Below are 16,061 nucleotides of genomic sequence, written 5' to 3'. Positions count from 1 at the left end.
GTGTGGGGCGGATCACGACGCGGAGACCGATTCTGAAACTCACCCTCGGCGAGGGTGCGAGTCGTCGCGCCGACACGCTCGCCGTCGAGGAGCCGCTCGAGATCAGAGTCGCCGGTGCGCCGCTCGCGGTGACCATGCGCACTCCGGGGCACGACGTCGAGCTGGCGGCCGGGTTCCTCGTGTCCGAGGGGATCATCGCGCAGACCTCCGACTTCCATTCCGCGATCCACTGCGGCGGCCCGGGCACCGGCGGCCAGGAGAACACCTACAACGTGCTCGACGTCAGCCTCGCGCACGGAGTCGCGCTGCCTGATCCCGAGGCCGCACGGCGTTTCTACACGACCAGCTCCTGCGGGGTGTGCGGCAAGGCGAGCATCGATGCCGTGCGCACCGTGTCGCAGCATCCGATCGCCGAAGACGACATCCGGATCGAACCTGAGCAGATCGCGGCGTTCCCCGACCGGCTGCGCGCCGAGCAGGCGGCATTCGACAAGACCGGCGGCCTGCACGCTGCTGCACTGTTCGACGCCGACACGGGTGAGCTGCTCGTGCTGCGCGAAGACGTCGGCCGGCACAACGCCGTCGACAAGGTGGTGGGCTGGGCGCTGCTGAACGATCGGCTGCCGCTGCGCCGGCAGATCCTGCAGGTGTCGGGGCGGGCGAGCTTCGAGCTGGTGCAGAAGGCGGCGATGGCCGGTATCCCGCTGCTGAGTGCCGTCTCTGCTCCCTCTTCGCTTGCCGCCGAGCTCGCTGATGAGTCGGGGGTGACGCTCGTCGGTTTCGTGCGAGGGCGATCCATGAACATCTACACGCACGCGCATCGGGTGCGTGTCGACGGCCAGGGGGTCGGCACGTCCGAGCCCGCCGCGGAGGGAGCCAGTCATGCTCGATAGCCAGGGAACCTCGGGCACCGCCTTCGGCCTGATGCCGGTCGAACCGCGCCAGGGCGGATACGGCCCCCGCACCGATCGGGCCTGGTCCCGCAAGCCCTACGGTCACCCGGCCGCCGGGTGGGGTGCGGCGGTGTCGGTGGGGCGAGTGGTGCTGGATCAGCGCGAGCCGATCGCCGGTCCGCTCGCGATGCTGCAGATGAACCATCCCGTCTCGGGCTACGACTGCCCAGGCTGCGCGTGGCCGGACGATCTCGGCAACCTCAAGCTCGACATCTGCGAGAACGGCATCAAGCATGTGACGTGGGAGATGACGCGCAAGCGCGTCGACCGTCGTTTCTTCGCCGAGCACACGGTCACCGAGCTCGCCACCTGGCCCGATTTCGACCTCGAGGATCAGGGGCGCCTGACCGAGCCGATGACCTACGACGCGGCCACCGACCACTATGTGCCGATCTCGTGGGACGACGCGTTCGCGCTGGTGGGCGACGAGCTGCAGAGCCTCGAGAGTCCAGACGAGGCGGCCTTCTACACATCGGGCCGACTCAGCAATGAGGCCACGTTCCTGTACCAGCTGATGGTGCGCGAGTACGGCACGAACAACCTGCCCGACTGCTCGAACATGTGCCACGAGGCATCGGGCCGGGCGCTCAAGGCGTCGATCGCCACGGGCAAGGGCACGGTCGACATGCACGACTGGGACGACTGCGACGCCCTCTTCGTGCTCGGCGTCAACGCGGCATCCAATGCTCCGCGCATGCTCACGGCGCTGGCGGATGCCGTGAAGCGCGGCGCCCAGGTGGTGCACGTCAATCCGCTCGTCGAGGCCGGCGCCACCCGCACGATCGTGCCGCACGACTTCGTCGACATGGCGCGCTTCAAGGCGACGGGCACGAGCACGATGAACCTGCAGGTGCGCCCCGGTGGCGACCTCGCGCTGATCCGCGGCATGTCGAAGGTGGTCTTCGAGGCCGCCGCTGTTGACCCGTCGGTTCTCGACACCGAGTTCCTCGGTGCCCTGACCCAGGGCGTGGAGGAGTACCGCGCGCTGGTGGAGGCGACGCCGTGGGCAGACCTGGTCACGCAGTCGGGGCTGACGGAGGAGCAGATCCGTGCAGCCGCCGCCGTGTACCTCACCGCGGAGCGCACGATCATCAGCTGGTGCCTCGGCGTCAGTCAGCACGAGCACGGCGTCGACACGGTGCGCGAGATCGTCAACCTGCTGCTTCTGCGGGGCAACATCGGCCGCCAGGGTGCGGGGCCCTCACCGATCCGAGGCCACAGCAATGTGCAGGGCAACCGCACCTGCGGCATCGACCACCGGCCGACGGATGCCTGGCTCGATCGCCTCGCCGAGGTCTGCCGCATCGATCCGCCGCGGCATCCGGGGCTCGACACCGTCCGCACCATCGAGGCGATGCATGACGAACGGGTCAAGGTGTTCGTGGGCATGGGCGGCAACTTCGTGCTCGCGGCCCCCGACACTCCGTTCACGGCACAGGGGCTCGAGAAGTGCCGCCTCACGGTGCAGGTGAGCACCAAGCTCAACCGCAGCCACCTCGTGCACGGCGAGAAGGCGCTGATCCTGCCCTGTCTCGGCCGCACCGAGCGCGACCAGCAGACGGAGGGTCCGCAGGGTGTCACGGTCGAGGATGCGATGAGCATGGTGCACCTCTCGATGGGTCGCAAGCAGCCGGCATCCGCGTACCTGAAGTCGGAGCCCGCGATCATCGCGGGGCTGGCGAAGGCGACCCTGCCGCACACCGCCACTCCGTGGGACTGGTACGTCGGCGACTACGCCCGCATCCGTGACGTGATGGCCGAGGTGCTGCCGGGTTTCGAGGGGTTCAACGAGCTCGTCGGCGACAGGCACGGATTCCGCATTCCCCAGCCGGCGAGGGAACGGGTGTTCCAGACGCCGTCGGGCCGCGCGGAGTTCTCGCACGCGCCACTGCCCGACGTCATCCCCGAATCGCACGACACTCTCGTGCTGCAGACGATGCGCTCGCACGACCAGTGGAACACCACGATCTACTCGAACGACGACCGCTATCGCGGGGTGAAGAACCTGCGTGAGCTCGTCTTCCTGCATGAGGACGACATGCGCGACCGCGGGCTCGTCGAGGGCGATCTGGTCGACATCGTGTCGACCTCGAAAGACGGCTCGACGCGGATGCTGCGCGCGTTCCGGGCCGTGCCGTACGACCTGCCCCGCGGCAGCGCCGCCGGATACATGCCGGAGATGAACGCGCTGATCGGTCGCAAGGACTTCAGCGTGCAGAGCGATCAGCCGCTGATGAAGAGCATCCAGGTGACCGTCGCGCGCAGCGGGTCGTGAACGCGCTCGTCGGCGACTAGAGCCGGTCGCGCACTTCCCGTTGAGGGCCGGGCTCCTCAACCGCGAAGTCGATGGATGCGACGTGCATCTGCCGCACGGACCGATCGGCGTTCCACGCATGGAAAGCGATGCGGTCGCCCCCGTCCGGCCCGATGAAGAGCGAGTTATGACCAGGGCCGATCAACGAGCTGCCCGACTCCAGAAGAGGAGGCGCTGACGACGGTGCAGCGGTCCACGGGCCGAGCGGACTCGCTGACGACGCCCAGGACACCGCGTACCCGGGACCCGTCCATGCGCCGCCGGAGAACGTCATCCAGTACCTCCCCTGCCTGTGCACCACAGCGGGACCTTCGAGAGTGTGCCAATCGAAGGTCCCGTCATACATCGGGCGTGCTCGTTCGTAGATCTGCCAATCGGCGTAGGGCTCGAGGACGCTCCGCGCCTCGGTGAGCTGCGCGGGCGCGGGCAGATGAGCGAGGGCGAGATGCGTGCCGGGCCGCTCCGCGTCGAGCACGTCACGCGCGAAGAACAGGTACCACTGCCCGTCGGCGTCCTGGAACGGGTGCGGGTCGATCGCGAAGGTCTCGTCAGCCGTGAGATTCACGCCCAGATCATGGAACGGGCCCGTCGGCTCAGCCGCGCGGGCGACGCGCAGATGATGGCCGCTGATGCCGTGCCCGACGGAGTAGTACATCCACCACGCGCCGTCGCGGAAGCAGACCTCCGGCGCCCAGTACTCGTCGCCCGTCTCAGGGCTGAGCCGCACCAATGCCAGACCGGCACTGCGCCACGTGTCGAGATCGTTCGACAGCAGGACCTCGAAGACTCCCTCGGTCGACGTCGCCGTCGGATTCGTTCCGTACGCCGCATAAGTGCCGTCGGGTAGGCGAAGAACGAAAGGGTCAGCGAAGTAGCCGGGATGCACGGGACGGTGGCCGGCATCGCCCGTCCTCTCGCGAATCCTCACACCCACGGCTGCGCCCCTCTCGGCCCCACCATGATCGCGCGCAGCTCGTCCACGGGAAGCTTGGGGACCCGGTCGGCTCCGACGAGGCCGTTGGTCTCCTGAAGCGTGTCGGTGAGCTGGGTGTAGCAATACCCCGCAAGGGCGTCGCTGTCGTGGATCGCGGTCATCAGCGAGCTCAGCCGCTCACGGAAGTCTGCGTCGGAGCTGGCGCTCGTATAGCCCCAGGCGTGATCCGTGCGGTGCACGTCGAAGGAGATGCCGCCGAACTCCGTGAGCATCACGGGTGCATCGTCGACGTCACCTGTGAGCACGAGACGCCTGCCCGCCGGTCCGAGGCCCGTGATCATCGCGTCGACGGCACTCCGATCCCTGTAGCGCGCAGCCATCACGTCGCCATCGCCCTCGTAGTCATGGATCGCCACGATGTCGGTGTCGGCTTGCTCCCACCCGTCGTTCGACACGACAGGGCGGGTCGGATCGAGGGTCTTCGTCAGGTGCACGAGCGCCAGAGCATGGTGCAGCATGCGACTGTCGTGCGCGATGTGTTGAACGCCCCAGCTCTCGTTCAGCGGCACCCAGGTGACGATCGAGGGGTGCGAGAAGTCTCGGTGGACGACCTCCAGCCATTCGCGCACCGTGCGCTCGACGGCGGTCGACGTGAAGGCGAAGACGGCGGGCGCCTCAGACCAGATCATGAGCCCGAGCCGGTCCGCCCAGAAGAGGAACCTCGGATCCTCGAACTTCTGGTGCACTCTGGCAGCGTTGAAGCCGAGTTCCTTGATGAGCTCGACCTCTTCGCGCAGGGCGTGCGCCGACGGGGCGGCGAGATGAGTGTCGGGCCAATATCCCTGGCTTAGCACTGAGCGGACGAATCGCGGTCTGTCGTTGAGCAGGAAGTGGCGCCGATCGACGCTGGTCGATCGAAGGCCGAGGTACGACGACACCGCATCGAGTGGCGCTCCGTCGTCCGAGGTCCGGATGACGGCGTCGAGGAGTCGCGGGCTCTCGGGCGACCACAGCAGCTCCTCATAGGCCTGGCCGTTCTCCTGACCGGGCAGCGGGATGTCGATCTCGACCTCGGATTCGCGGGTGAGACTCGAGGCGCACGCCAGCAGGGTGTCGCCATGACGCAGCTCGACCTCGACCACGCACTCGGCCGAGGGCGGACCGGCGAGGCCGATGCGAGCGTGCACGCGCCCGGACGGCAGATCAGCGCGCCAGTGGATCCACTCGATCGCCGGGCCGGAGGGAACGGATTCGAGCCAGACCGGCTGCCAGATGCCGCTCGTGCGGTGGTACCAGATCGCATGGGGCTCGTCACGCCAGTCCTGCTTGCCGCGGGGCTGGGCGACATCCGTCGCCCGATCCTCGACGCGGACCACGACATGGCCCCCGTTCCCGAGCTCGAGAGCGTCGGTGATGTCGACCGAGAACGGCGTGTGTCCTCCCTCATGCGACCCGACACGATGCCCGTCGACCCAGACGACAGCGCGGTAGTCGACTGCTCCGAAGCGCAGGATGAGACGTCGTCCGTCGCGATGGCCCGAGGCCAGAACCTCGTCGCGTGTGAGGACGCGGTGGTACCACAGCGCCGTGTGGGGGCGCGGATCGCCGATGCCCGACGCCGACGACTCGGGCGGGAAGGGCACCACGATCGACGTCTCGAACGCAGGATTCGCGAACCATCTCTCTCGGATGCCGCGGTCGTCGTCGTCGACGGCGAAGCCCCATCGGCCGGTCAGGTCGCTCCATTCGGTGCGGACCAGCTGAGGACGCGGGTAGGTTCCGTCCCCCTGGCTCGCGGTGGGGAGCGGCGGCGCATCGATTCTCAGCATGCAGACCAGCATGCATCAAATATGCAGCGCTGTAAACTAGGCGGAATCCAAGACGGAGGTAGGTGCAGAGTCGGATCCGGGGGCGAAAGGCGCGCTCTCTCGGACCTCCAAGCGGTAGCCGACCAGCTCGTGGCGTCCGGCTGCGGAGAACCCGGAGATCCGCTCCGCGAGCATCTCGACGGCGCGGCGGGCAAGCTCCTGAAGGTCCGGAGCGATGGTCGTGAGACTCGGGAACGTCACTCGGCTCAACTCGATGTCATCCCAGCCAGTTACGGCGACGTCGTGGGGGATCCGTCGGCCGCGCTCGTGCAGGGCGCGCAGGGCGCCGATGGCCGCGAGGTCGTCGCGGCAGACGAGTCCGTCGAATTCGGCGCCACCATCGATCGCGCGCCCGACGCCCTCGACTGCTCCGGAGGGCGAGATCTCTCGGCTGGGGAAGAGCAGCAGCGGGTCAGGTCGCAGTCCTGCATCCTCCAGCGCCTGCTGGTATCCCGCGATGCGCTGCAGAGAAGTCGACGACAGTTCCTGGGTCTCGTGGCCGGCGAATCCGATCCTCCGCCTCCCCAGTGAGACGAGGTGCGCGGTGGCGGTGCGAGCGGCTTCGAAGTTGTCGATCATCACGCGATCGACGGGGAGGGGCGCGGCCCCTTCTCCCAGGATGACCATCGGCAGATCGCTGCGGTGGCGTGAGATCTCGGCGGATGACATCGCCGAGGGTTGGAACAGGATCCCGTCCACCATCCCGGATTCCGAGCCGGTGAGCACGGCCCGTTCGCCCTCCAGCGTCCCATCGGTCTCTTCCAGCAGCACCCGGTAGCCCGCCTCTCCTGCCGCTGCCGAGACAGCGCGCGAGAGTTCTGCGAAGTAGGGCAGCGCGACGTTCGCGAAGGCGAGGGCGAGCAGGCCCGTCCGGCCGGTCGCGAGGCGTCTGCCCATGAGGTTGGGCCGGTAGTCCAGCTCGTCGATCGCGCGCTGCACGCGTTCGCGCGTCGATGCGCTCACGTGCTCGTATCCGCGCACCACATTCGACACGGTCTTCATCGAGACGCCGGCGAGCTCCGCGACATCCTGCAAGCGCACACCCATGCGGTCTCCAATTGGTCGCTACGTCGTCAACCGTGATACTACCTTGACAACAAAATTCCAGCGCTGTAAATTGCGAGCACGGCTGGGGTATCCGGTCATCCCGCTCCGGTTCGCCGGAGTCACTCAAAGGAGAGCAATCACATGAACAGTCCATGGGCTCGCCGAGCGATAGGTGCAGGCATCGCACTCGCCATCGGCATCACAGCATCAGGGTGCGCGGCGTCCGCAGGCACCGGGGGAGGCGGCGTCTCCGGCGACGGTGAGTACACCGGGCCTGATGTCGAGATCACCTTCTGGCACGGCTGGACGGGTGGAGCAGCTCCCAAGATCGTCCCCGAGCTCATCAAAGAGTTCAACGCGGAGCACGACAACATCACCGTGAAGGCCGTCCCGCAGGAGTGGGCAGACATCACCGCGAAGATGCCCCTCGCCATCAAGGCGGGCAAGGGGCCCGATGTCGCTGTGCTGCACGGAGACGACCTGGCCACTTACGCGGCGCAGAACCTGCTGCTCGACTCGGGCGAGATCATCGACGGGCTCGGATACGCGGCGGAGGACTTCCCGCCGACCGTCTTCGACAAGGGCAACTACCAGGACACCCAGTACGCCGTGCCGTGGAGCGTGACGCCGCTGGGCCTGTACACGAACAAGACGGTGCTCGCGAAGGCAGGAATCACCGAGATCCCGACCGACGAGGCGTCCTACCTGGCCGCACTCGACGCGCTGAAGGGCGCTGGGGTGCAGGGTGAGTGGGTCGACGGCTATGTCTTCACCGGCACGTTCGAGTTTCAGAGCCTGATCTGGCAGTTCGGCGGAGACCTCTACAACGAGGATGTCACGGAGGCCACGTTCAACTCGGAGGCCGGTGTGAAGGCCCTCACCTGGATGACCGACATGGTCGACAAGGGGTACAGCCCTGCGAACGTCGCACAGGACGGCAATATCAAGGCGCTCATCGCCGGCGACACCGCGTTCAACTGGAACGGCGTCTGGCAGACGACGAACACCGCCTTCGACGACCTCGACTGGGCGCCGGCACCCGTGCCGCAGATCGGCGACGAGAAGGCCGTGTGGTCGAGCTCGACCCACTGGGTGTTCCCGGCCAACAAGGGCCAGGACGCGAACGAGACGGCGGCCGCATCGGTCTTCGTGAAGTGGATGAACGACAACTCCCTCGGATGGGCCGAGACCGGTGAGCTTCCTGCCGCGAACTCGGTGCGTGAAGACCCCGAGCTGCTGTCGACGTACCCGAACCTCGCCCCCTTCATGGAGCAGCTGGAGTACGCCCACTACGAGACGGTCTCGCCGGGGATCTCCGAGGTCAACGCGCAGATCACCCTCGCACTGAACGAGGCCCTCACCGGCAAGAAGGATCCGAAGACCGCGCTCGACGACGCCGCGGCCAAGGCCGATCAGATCCTCGAGCAGAACCGGGCCAAGTACGGTGACTGAGACAGCCACCCTCGTCGCCCCCCAGCGCCGCAGCGCTGGGGGGCGACACCCGCGCACCCCTGCGGGTTCCGCATCCTCTCGGCGCAAGACGCTCACCGCGTATCTGTTCCTCGCGCCGTTCCTCGTGCTCTTCCTGACGTTCGTCGCGGGTCCCGGGATCTTCGGCATCTGGATGAGCCTCACCAACTGGAGCCCGTTCCGCGACGTGCAGGAGTTCGTCGGATTCCAGAACTACATCGATCTCTTCACCCCGGGCAACGTACTCTCCAGCGACTTCTGGAAGTCGATGAGCGTCACCGGGATCTTCATCGTCATCAGCGTGCCGTTCCTCGTCGTCATCCCCCTTCTCGTGGCGATCCTCCTGAACCAGCGCATCCGCGCCGCGACGACGTTCCGAACGATCTTCTTCGCCCCCTACGTGCTGGGCGTCGCGGTCATCGGCGTGATCTGGGGCTACATCTTCGACACGCAGTCCGGGATCCTGAACCACCTGCTCGGTCTGGTCGGGCTCCCCTCGGACATCCCGTGGACGGTCGACGTCCCCTGGGTCTGGGTCTCCATCGTCGGCGTCACCGTCTGGTGGACCATGGGACTCAACACGATCATCTTCCTCGCCGGCCTCAAAGGGATCAACGGCGACCTCTACGAGGCGGCCGCCCTCGACGGCGCCGGCGCGATGAGGAAGTTCTCCAGCGTCACCCTTCCAGGACTCCGCCCGGTGATGACCTTCATCACCACGACCACGATCCTCGCGTCGGCGAACATGTTCGGCCAGTCCTACCTCCTCACGAAGGGCGGCCCGGGCACCGAGACGCGGACGGTGATCATGTACATCGCCGACCAGGGTCTCTCGCAGAACAACATGGCACCGGCTGCCGCCATGAGCTACATCCTGTTCCTCGCGCTCGCGATCGTCAGCGTGATCAACTTCCGGCTGCAGCGCGAACGAGTCGAGAAGGCATCATGACCACAGCACTGACCCGTCGCCCGTCCGCCCGCCGCACGTGGGGGCGGATCGCCCTCTATGCCGCGCTCATCGCACTGGCTCTGGTGATCGTCCTCCCGCTTCTGTGGATGCTGATCACGTCGTTCAAGACCGATGCCGACGCGATCAGATCGCCGTTCTCCCTGCCGGACCCGTTCTCGATCGAGGCCTACCAGAGCCTGCTCGGCTCGGGAGAGCAGCCGATCTTCCTCTGGCTCTGGAACAGCTTCGCCGCCGCGACCCTGCAGACCGTCCTGATCCTCGTGACGGCGTCGATGGGGGCGTATGCACTGGCTCGGCTCGAGTTCGCAGGCAAGAGGATCATCTTCGGCGTCATCATCGCGACACTCCTCGTGCCCCCGGTGGTCTTCCTCATACCGAACTATCTGATCGTCCAGAACCTCGGCTGGCTCGATACGATCTGGGCCATCACCGTGCCCGGTGCCGCCGGTGCCTTCGGGATCTTCTTCCTGCGACAGTTCTTCGTCGGGCTGCCGCCCGAGATCGAAGAAGCCGCGCGCATCGACGGTGCCGGCGACATCCGCATCTTCGTGCAGGTGGTGCTTCCGCTCGCCCGCCCCGCGCTGGCGACTCTGGCGGTGCTGTCGTTCCTGGGCAACTGGAACGACTTCCTCTGGCCCGTGTATGTGCTGCTGAGCCCCGAGAACCTCACGTTGCAGCCGGGACTCAGCCAGTTGCAGGGCGCCTACTCGACGCACTTCGCGATCGTGATGGCGGGAGCGGTGATCGCATCCGTGCCCGTGCTGATTCTCTTCGCGATCGCGCAGCGACAGATCGTCGAGTCCGTCGCCGGATCGGCGGTCAAGGGGTGACACATGTCGCGAAGAAGCGCGCCTCGGCGGTCGCCGCAGGCATCATGCTCACTCTGGGCGTCGGTGTCGTCGGATGCTCCGCGGAGGCCGAGCCCGAGGTGACCGTGGAACGGGCGCCGTTCCTCATCGACCAGGATTTCGCCGATCCGGACATCGTCGAGGGCGATGGCGGCTACGTCGCCTTCGCCACCGAGAACCAGGGCGCGAACGTGCAGTTCGCCACGTCGGCGGACCTGGCCTCATGGGACGTCTCGACCGATGACGCGCTGCCGGTCCTTCCGGAATGGGCGAGCGCCGGGCGAACCTGGGCGCCGGACGTCTCGGAACGAGCCGACGGGACCTTCGTGATGTACTTCTCGGCTGAGCACGCTGCCTCCGGGAGGCAATGCATCGGATCGGCGACCTCCGCCTCGGTGACTGGCCCCTATGTCGCTGTCGGCGCGGAGCCGATGGTCTGCCCGCTCGAGGAGGGCGGGGCGATCGACCCCGCCGCCTTCGTCGACGACGACGGGTCGCGGTTCCTCCTGTGGAAGAACGACGGCAACTGCTGCGAGCTCGACACGTGGATCCAGATCGCGCCCGTCTCGGCCGACGGCACCCAGCTGGCGGGACCGGCGACTCGATTGGTCATGCAGACCGAGGAATGGGAAGGGCGCCTAGTGGAGGCTCCGGTGCTGGTCAAGCGCGACGGCGCCTACGTGCTGCTCTACTCGGCGAACGACTACGGTTCCGAGGACTACGCGATCGGGGCGGCGACGGCCCCGTCGCTGCTAGGACCGTTCGAGAAGCTGCCGGAGCCCGTCCTCTCCACCTCGTCCGCCGACGACCGCTACCTCGGTCCGGGCGGTCAGGACATCGTCTCGACACCCGACGGCGACGTGCTCGTCTTCCACGGCTGGGACGACCTCTTCATCTATCGGGGCCTCGCCGCCCTGCCTCTCGACTGGGAGGGCGCCACGCCCTCCGTTCGTCTCGCGACCACTGACTGACACCGAAGGAACGGTATCTATGCAAGATCGCACGCAGGCGAATCCGAACACCCCTGACGTGACGACTCTCGACCCGGACACGGCGTCGACGGTCATCGCGCTGTACGAGGCAGGTGTCGACGCGCGCAAGGGTCTGTTCACCAGCGAATGGGCCGACCGCCTGCGAGAGGACATCGAGGTTGCCTACGAAGAGGCACTCGGTCGACCGGGCGGGGCAGTGGGGCGGGGAACGAATCGCCACTATGTCGAGATCCACCCGGAGCAGATGCGCGGGTGGCTCGATCTGGTCGACCACCCCTGGGTCCGCGAGGTCTGCACTGCCGTGCTCGGGCCCGACTACGAGATCGTCGAACTCGGGTTCGACGTCCCCAACCCCGGTGCGAAGGACCAGCCCTGGCACCGAGACTTCCCCATGCCCGCTGAGACCGCCGACGGCGGTCGCCTGACCTCACTGGCGTTCAACGTCACCGCGGTCGACACCGAGCAGGACATGGGGCCGTTCGAGATCGCGCCGACGACCCAGTGGGATCTTCCGATCGACTTCGCACACGAGATGTTCCCCGCGGAGGCGCTGTACCCGCGCTTCCAGAACCTCGCTGTGAGAAAGTACCCGCAGCGCGGGGACGTCTCTGTGCGATCGGCGCTCACGATCCATCGCGGCACGGCGAACTTCTCGGCGAAGGCTCGTCCGGTCCTCGTGCTCGGTGTCGATGCCGCCGGCGCAGGCAACGCCGAGCACCACGACATGGCGGTCACGCGACGGTTCTACGACTCGCTTCCCGCGCGGATTCAGCGCCATCTCGTCTGCCCCGTCGTCGAAGAGCTCACTCCGATCACGCAGCGACACTCCATCGAGGGGTTGATGATGGGCGACGCCTGATCTCAGGCGCTCAGGCGCTCAGGCGCTCAGGCGCTCAGGCGACTAGGCCTCGACCGTCGAACCCTGCAGAGCGTGCACGACCGGCGCGAGCTCGGGCTGGGTCACCGCATCGCTCAGCGCGCGTTCGAGGGTGTCGTCATGGATCGGGTGCGCCTGCTCGTACAGCGACAGGCCAGCCGGGGTGAGCTCGGTGTAGATGCCTCGGCGGTCGTCGGCGCAGAGGATGCGAGTGAGCAGCCCCCGGTCTTCCAGACGCGTCACGAGCCGTGTCGTCGCGCTCGGGCTCAGGGCCGTCGCACGGGCGAGCTGCTGCATGCGCATGTGCCAGCCGTCCTGCCTGCTGAGCGCGTCGAGCACCGTGTACTCGACGACGGAGAGTCCCACCGATGCGCCGAGCGCCTTCTCGAGATCTGCCTCGATGATGCCGTGCAGAGCGGCGAGCGTGCGCCAGCCCCGAGCGCGGATCTCGACAGCGTCGTCTGAGATGCCCACAGTGACCTCCGAAGTAGTTGCTTGCGCGGGATACTTGCGTGTGCAATGATTATCCCTCGGACGCAATATCCCGCGTCTGCAACTACTTTAGCAGAGGACTTCGGAGCGCACCCATGCCACTCGGACTCATCGCACTCGCCATCGGCGCCTTCGGGATCGGACTCACCGAGTTCGTGATCATGGGCCTCCTTCCCGAGGTGGCCACCGACTTCGGGGTCGCAGAGGCCACGGCCGGCTGGCTCATCTCGGGCTACGCGCTGAGCGTCGTCGTCGGCGCGCTCGGCCTCACCGCCGCCACGACGCGACTGCCGCGCAAGCCCGTGCTGCTCGGACTCGTGGTGCTGTTCATCGCGGGCAACGCGCTGACCGCGCTCGCCCCCGACTACACGATCGCCATGATCGGCCGCATCATCGCCGCCCTCTGCCACGGCGCGTTCTTCGGCATCGGGGCAGTCGTCGCAGCCGAGCTCGTCGCCCCCGAGAAGAAGGCGCGGGCGATCGCCATCATGTTCACCGGCCTCACGGCCGCCAACGTGTTCGGCGTTCCTTTCGGTACGTTCCTCGGCCAGCAGTTCGGCTGGCGTTCGACCTTCTGGGTGATCTCGGCCATAGGCGTGGTCGCGTTCGCCGGGATCGCGCTGCTCGTCACTGCCCCGAAGGCCACCGGCCAGCAGGTGAGCCTTCGGAGCGAGCTCCGTGCCTTCCGTTCGGGCCAGGTGTGGCTTTCGCTCATCGTCACCGCACTCGCGTTCGGCGGGATGTTCGGCGCCTTCACCTACATCGCGTACACATTGACCGGCGTCACGGGCTTCGCCGACACCACGGTGCCGTGGCTGCTCGTGCTCTTCGGGGCGGGACTCGTGGCCGGCAACTGGATCGGCGGACGCCTGGCCGATCGCTCGATCGACCGCACTCTCCTGATCTTCATCGCCGCTCTGGCCGTCGTGCTGATCCTGTTCGGCTTCTTCGCATGGTCGCAGCCGGTGACGATCGCGATCCTCGTGCTGATGGGCGCCTTCGGCTTCGGCACGGTGCCGGGGCTGCAGAGCCGCATCATGCACTATGCGGGCGGAGCACCGACCCTCGCCTCGGGAGCGAACATCGGCGCGTTCAACGTCGGCAACGCACTCGGCGCCTGGGCCGGCGGGCTCGGCATCGCCGCAGGCCTCGGCTACACCTCTCCCATCTGGATCGGCGCGGCGATCACGGCATCCGCCCTCATCGTGATGGCGATCGCGATGGTCACCGCCCGTCGGCCAGCGCCGGCCGCCACCGGCACCCTGCAGACCGTCGCCGCCTGACGCTCCGATCCCGAACCGCAGACAGAACAAGAAGGACACAGCAGTGAGCACTCCCACCATCCCCACCGTCACCCTGAACAACGGCATCGAGATGCCGCAGCTCGGCTACGGCGTCTTCCAGGTGCCGGATGCCGAGACGACGGCGGCCGTCGCCGCAGCCCTCGACGCCGGATACCGCAGCATCGACACCGCGGCGATCTACGGCAACGAAGCGGGCGTCGGCCGCGCGCTCAGCCAGTCGGGCATCGACCGCAGCGATCTCTTCGTGACCTCCAAGGTCTGGATCGCCGACCACGGCTACGACGCCGCACTCCGCGCATACGACGAGTCGCTCGAGCGCCTCGGCCTCGACCACCTCGACCTGTATCTGATCCACTGGCCCACGCCCGCGCTCGGAACGTATGCCGAGACGTGGCGGGCCCTCGAGAAGCTCTACGCCGACGGGCGAGTGCGCGCGATCGGGGTGTCGAACTTCGAGCCGCAGCACCTCGAGCGGATCTCGTCCGACGGGGGCATCGTGCCCGTCGTCAACCAGGTCGAGCTGCATCCTGCGTTGCAGAATCGCGCGGTCGCCGCGGCGAACACCGAGCGCGGCATCGTCACGGAGGCCTGGAGCCCGCTCGCGCAGGGCGCCGTGCTCGGTGACGCCTCCGTGGTCGATATCGCCGACCGCCACGGCAAGACTCCCGCACAGGTGGTGCTGCGCTGGCATCTGCAGCAGGGTCGTGTCGTGATCCCGAAATCGGTGACCCCGGCGCGCATCGCGCAGAACCTCGACGTGTTCGACTTCGTGCTGGACGCCGCGGAACTTGCGACGATCGATGCTCTCGAGCGCGACTGCCGGACAGGACCGCACCCGGCCGAGTTCAACGGCTGAGCCGATCGGCCGCTGAGCTGATCGGGTCGTGCGGGCGCGGTGGCTACTGCGCCCGCATGAACTCCTCGGCTGCGGCGACCTGCTCGGGGGTCGGGCGGATGCCGGTGTAGAGCAGGAACTGCTCGAGCGCCTGCAGAGTCGCGACCTCGGCTCCCGTGATCACGGTCTTCCCGGCTGCGCGCCCCGCCTCGATCAGCGGAGTCTCGGCGGGAAGAGCCACGACGTCGAACACGACGGATGCCGCGGCGATCTGCGCACCCGAGAACGACACGGTGTGCTCGTCGGCGCCGCCGGCCATACCGATCGGGGTGATGTTGACGATGACGTCGGCGGTCACGGCATCCGCATCCGCCGTCCAGTCGAACCCGTAGAGGTCGGCGAGCCCGCGACYGCGCTCCTCGTTGCGCGCCGCGATGGTGACGCGCGAGAATCCGGCGTCACGGAAGGCAGCGGCCGTCGCCTTCGCCATACCGCCGGAACCGCGAAGCAGCACGGATGACGACGGGTCGAGAGTGTTCCGCTCGATCAGCTGGGCGATCGCGCTGTAGTCGGTGTTGTAGGCCGTGAGCACGCCGTTGTCGTTCACGATGGTGTTGACCGAGTCGATCGCGGTGGCCGACGGGTCCATGCGGTCGACGAGTGCGATCACGTCCTCTTTGTAGGGCATCGAGATCGCGCATCCGCGGATGCCGAGGCCGCGCACGCCGGCGATCGCCTGTCCGAGGTCGGTCGGTGCGAACGCCTTGTAGATCCAGTTCAACCCCAGCTCCTCGTAGAGGAAGTTATGGAATCGGGTTCCGTTGTTGCTCGGGCGCGCGGACAGCGAGATGCACAGCGTCATGTCTTTGTTCAGCATGGTCACCGACCCAGGCTACTCGCGGAATCTCCGCGCGACCGGGCGAAAGGCCTTCACCGAGATCGCCCGAGGTCAACCCCCATGGCGTCGCGGAGCAGGCTCCCCTAGTGTGAAGGTGCGTGCACAGGGGATTGATCGTCTCCGTCCACCCCAGATGACGGGCTGCCTTCCCCAGAGGCAAAGGCGATCCGTGCACGCGATTGGGCCCTCTCGAGCGGTTCCGTCCCCAACGGGCTGCTCGAGAGGGCCGCTGACCACACGTCATTCAAATTTTTTCCGA

At 67.2% G+C, this 16,061-nt stretch carries 14 protein-coding genes; 9 read left to right on the top strand and 5 right to left on the bottom strand.

The window, feature by feature from the left end:
* Positions 1-2 precede the first annotated feature (2 nt).
* Both fdhD and ASF63_RS07225 read left to right on the top strand, forming a co-directional pair.
* Positions 3-893 carry a formate dehydrogenase accessory sulfurtransferase FdhD gene (gene fdhD, locus ASF63_RS07230; protein ID WP_056511393.1) on the top strand — a complete coding sequence of 297 codons (891 nt, stop codon included), beginning with the start codon at positions 3-5 and terminating at the stop codon, positions 891-893.
* Positions 883-3,228 (top strand): FdhF/YdeP family oxidoreductase, encoded by a 2,346-nt coding sequence (locus tag ASF63_RS07225; RefSeq protein ID WP_200933985.1) that lies wholly within the window; start codon positions 883-885, stop codon positions 3,226-3,228. The genes fdhD and ASF63_RS07225 overlap by 11 nt, the downstream gene beginning before the upstream one ends.
* Before the next feature lie 16 nt (positions 3,229-3,244).
* Here the strand turns inward: ASF63_RS07225 and ASF63_RS07220 are convergent, their stop codons facing one another.
* Genes ASF63_RS07220 through ASF63_RS07210 form a run of 3 tightly spaced genes read right to left on the bottom strand, consistent with a single transcriptional unit; the run spans position 3,245 to position 7,116 of the window.
* A complete protein-coding gene (locus tag ASF63_RS07220) occupies positions 3,245-4,201 on the bottom strand; it encodes a glycoside hydrolase family 43 protein (protein WP_235560729.1) in 957 nt (318 codons plus the stop codon).
* Positions 4,192-6,030 (bottom strand): glycoside hydrolase family 2 protein, encoded by a 1,839-nt coding sequence (locus ASF63_RS07215; RefSeq protein WP_235560728.1) that lies wholly within the window; start codon positions 6,028-6,030, stop codon positions 4,192-4,194. Before ASF63_RS07215 ends, ASF63_RS07220 begins: the two co-directional genes overlap by 10 nt.
* A 36-nt stretch (positions 6,031-6,066) precedes the next feature.
* Entirely contained in the window at positions 6,067-7,116 is a 1,050-nt protein-coding gene (locus tag ASF63_RS07210) for a LacI family DNA-binding transcriptional regulator (protein ID WP_056511385.1), read from the bottom strand.
* 141 nt (positions 7,117-7,257) lie between these two features.
* Here ASF63_RS07210 and ASF63_RS07205 point away from each other — a divergent pair, with 141 nt between their 5' ends.
* The 5 genes from ASF63_RS07205 to ASF63_RS07185 are packed head-to-tail and all read left to right on the top strand — an operon-like array spanning position 7,258 to position 12,255.
* Positions 7,258-8,568, top strand: a complete 1,311-nt coding sequence (locus tag ASF63_RS07205; RefSeq protein WP_056511381.1) for an ABC transporter substrate-binding protein — start codon at positions 7,258-7,260, stop codon at positions 8,566-8,568.
* Positions 8,561-9,535, top strand: coding sequence for a carbohydrate ABC transporter permease (locus ASF63_RS07200; RefSeq protein ID WP_056511379.1), 975 nt, complete (start codon positions 8,561-8,563; stop codon positions 9,533-9,535). Before ASF63_RS07205 ends, ASF63_RS07200 begins: the two co-directional genes overlap by 8 nt.
* Positions 9,532-10,386 carry a carbohydrate ABC transporter permease gene (locus tag ASF63_RS07195; RefSeq protein ID WP_056511374.1) on the top strand — a complete coding sequence of 285 codons (855 nt, stop codon included), beginning with the start codon at positions 9,532-9,534 and terminating at the stop codon, positions 10,384-10,386. Before ASF63_RS07200 ends, ASF63_RS07195 begins: the two co-directional genes overlap by 4 nt.
* Positions 10,383-11,375: a glycoside hydrolase family 43 protein gene (locus ASF63_RS07190; RefSeq protein WP_235560727.1), complete on the top strand. Its 993-nt coding sequence runs from the start codon at positions 10,383-10,385 to the stop codon at positions 11,373-11,375. Before ASF63_RS07195 ends, ASF63_RS07190 begins: the two co-directional genes overlap by 4 nt.
* A 19-nt stretch (positions 11,376-11,394) precedes the next feature.
* Positions 11,395-12,255 carry a phytanoyl-CoA dioxygenase family protein gene (locus ASF63_RS07185; protein ID WP_056511369.1) on the top strand — a complete coding sequence of 287 codons (861 nt, stop codon included), beginning with the start codon at positions 11,395-11,397 and terminating at the stop codon, positions 12,253-12,255.
* 42 nt (positions 12,256-12,297) lie between these two features.
* Here ASF63_RS07185 and ASF63_RS07180 read toward each other — a convergent pair whose 3' ends face one another.
* Positions 12,298-12,747 (bottom strand): MarR family winged helix-turn-helix transcriptional regulator, encoded by a 450-nt coding sequence (locus ASF63_RS07180; RefSeq protein WP_056511366.1) that lies wholly within the window; start codon positions 12,745-12,747, stop codon positions 12,298-12,300.
* 113 nt (positions 12,748-12,860) lie between these two features.
* On the opposite strand from ASF63_RS07180, the gene ASF63_RS07175 reads away from it, so the two are divergent.
* Both ASF63_RS07175 and ASF63_RS07170 read left to right on the top strand, forming a co-directional pair.
* Complete coding sequence (locus ASF63_RS07175; protein ID WP_056511362.1) at positions 12,861-14,048, top strand: MFS transporter; 1,188 nt, start codon at positions 12,861-12,863, stop codon at positions 14,046-14,048.
* 91 nt (positions 14,049-14,139) lie between these two features.
* Positions 14,140-14,925 (top strand): aldo/keto reductase, encoded by a 786-nt coding sequence (locus ASF63_RS07170; RefSeq protein ID WP_056512830.1) that lies wholly within the window; start codon positions 14,140-14,142, stop codon positions 14,923-14,925.
* A gap of 43 nt (positions 14,926-14,968) precedes the next feature.
* Here ASF63_RS07170 and ASF63_RS07165 read toward each other — a convergent pair whose 3' ends face one another.
* Positions 14,969-15,787, bottom strand: coding sequence for a shikimate 5-dehydrogenase (locus ASF63_RS07165; protein WP_200933984.1), 819 nt, complete (start codon positions 15,785-15,787; stop codon positions 14,969-14,971).
* Between the last annotated feature and the right edge of the window lie 274 nt (positions 15,788-16,061).

Source organism: Microbacterium sp. Leaf320 (assembly GCF_001423485.1).
Taxonomy (GTDB): Bacteria; Actinomycetota; Actinomycetes; order Actinomycetales; family Microbacteriaceae; genus Microbacterium.
The sequence above is the reverse complement of the archived record's forward strand: the minus strand, read 5'-3'. Positions and strand labels throughout refer to the sequence as shown.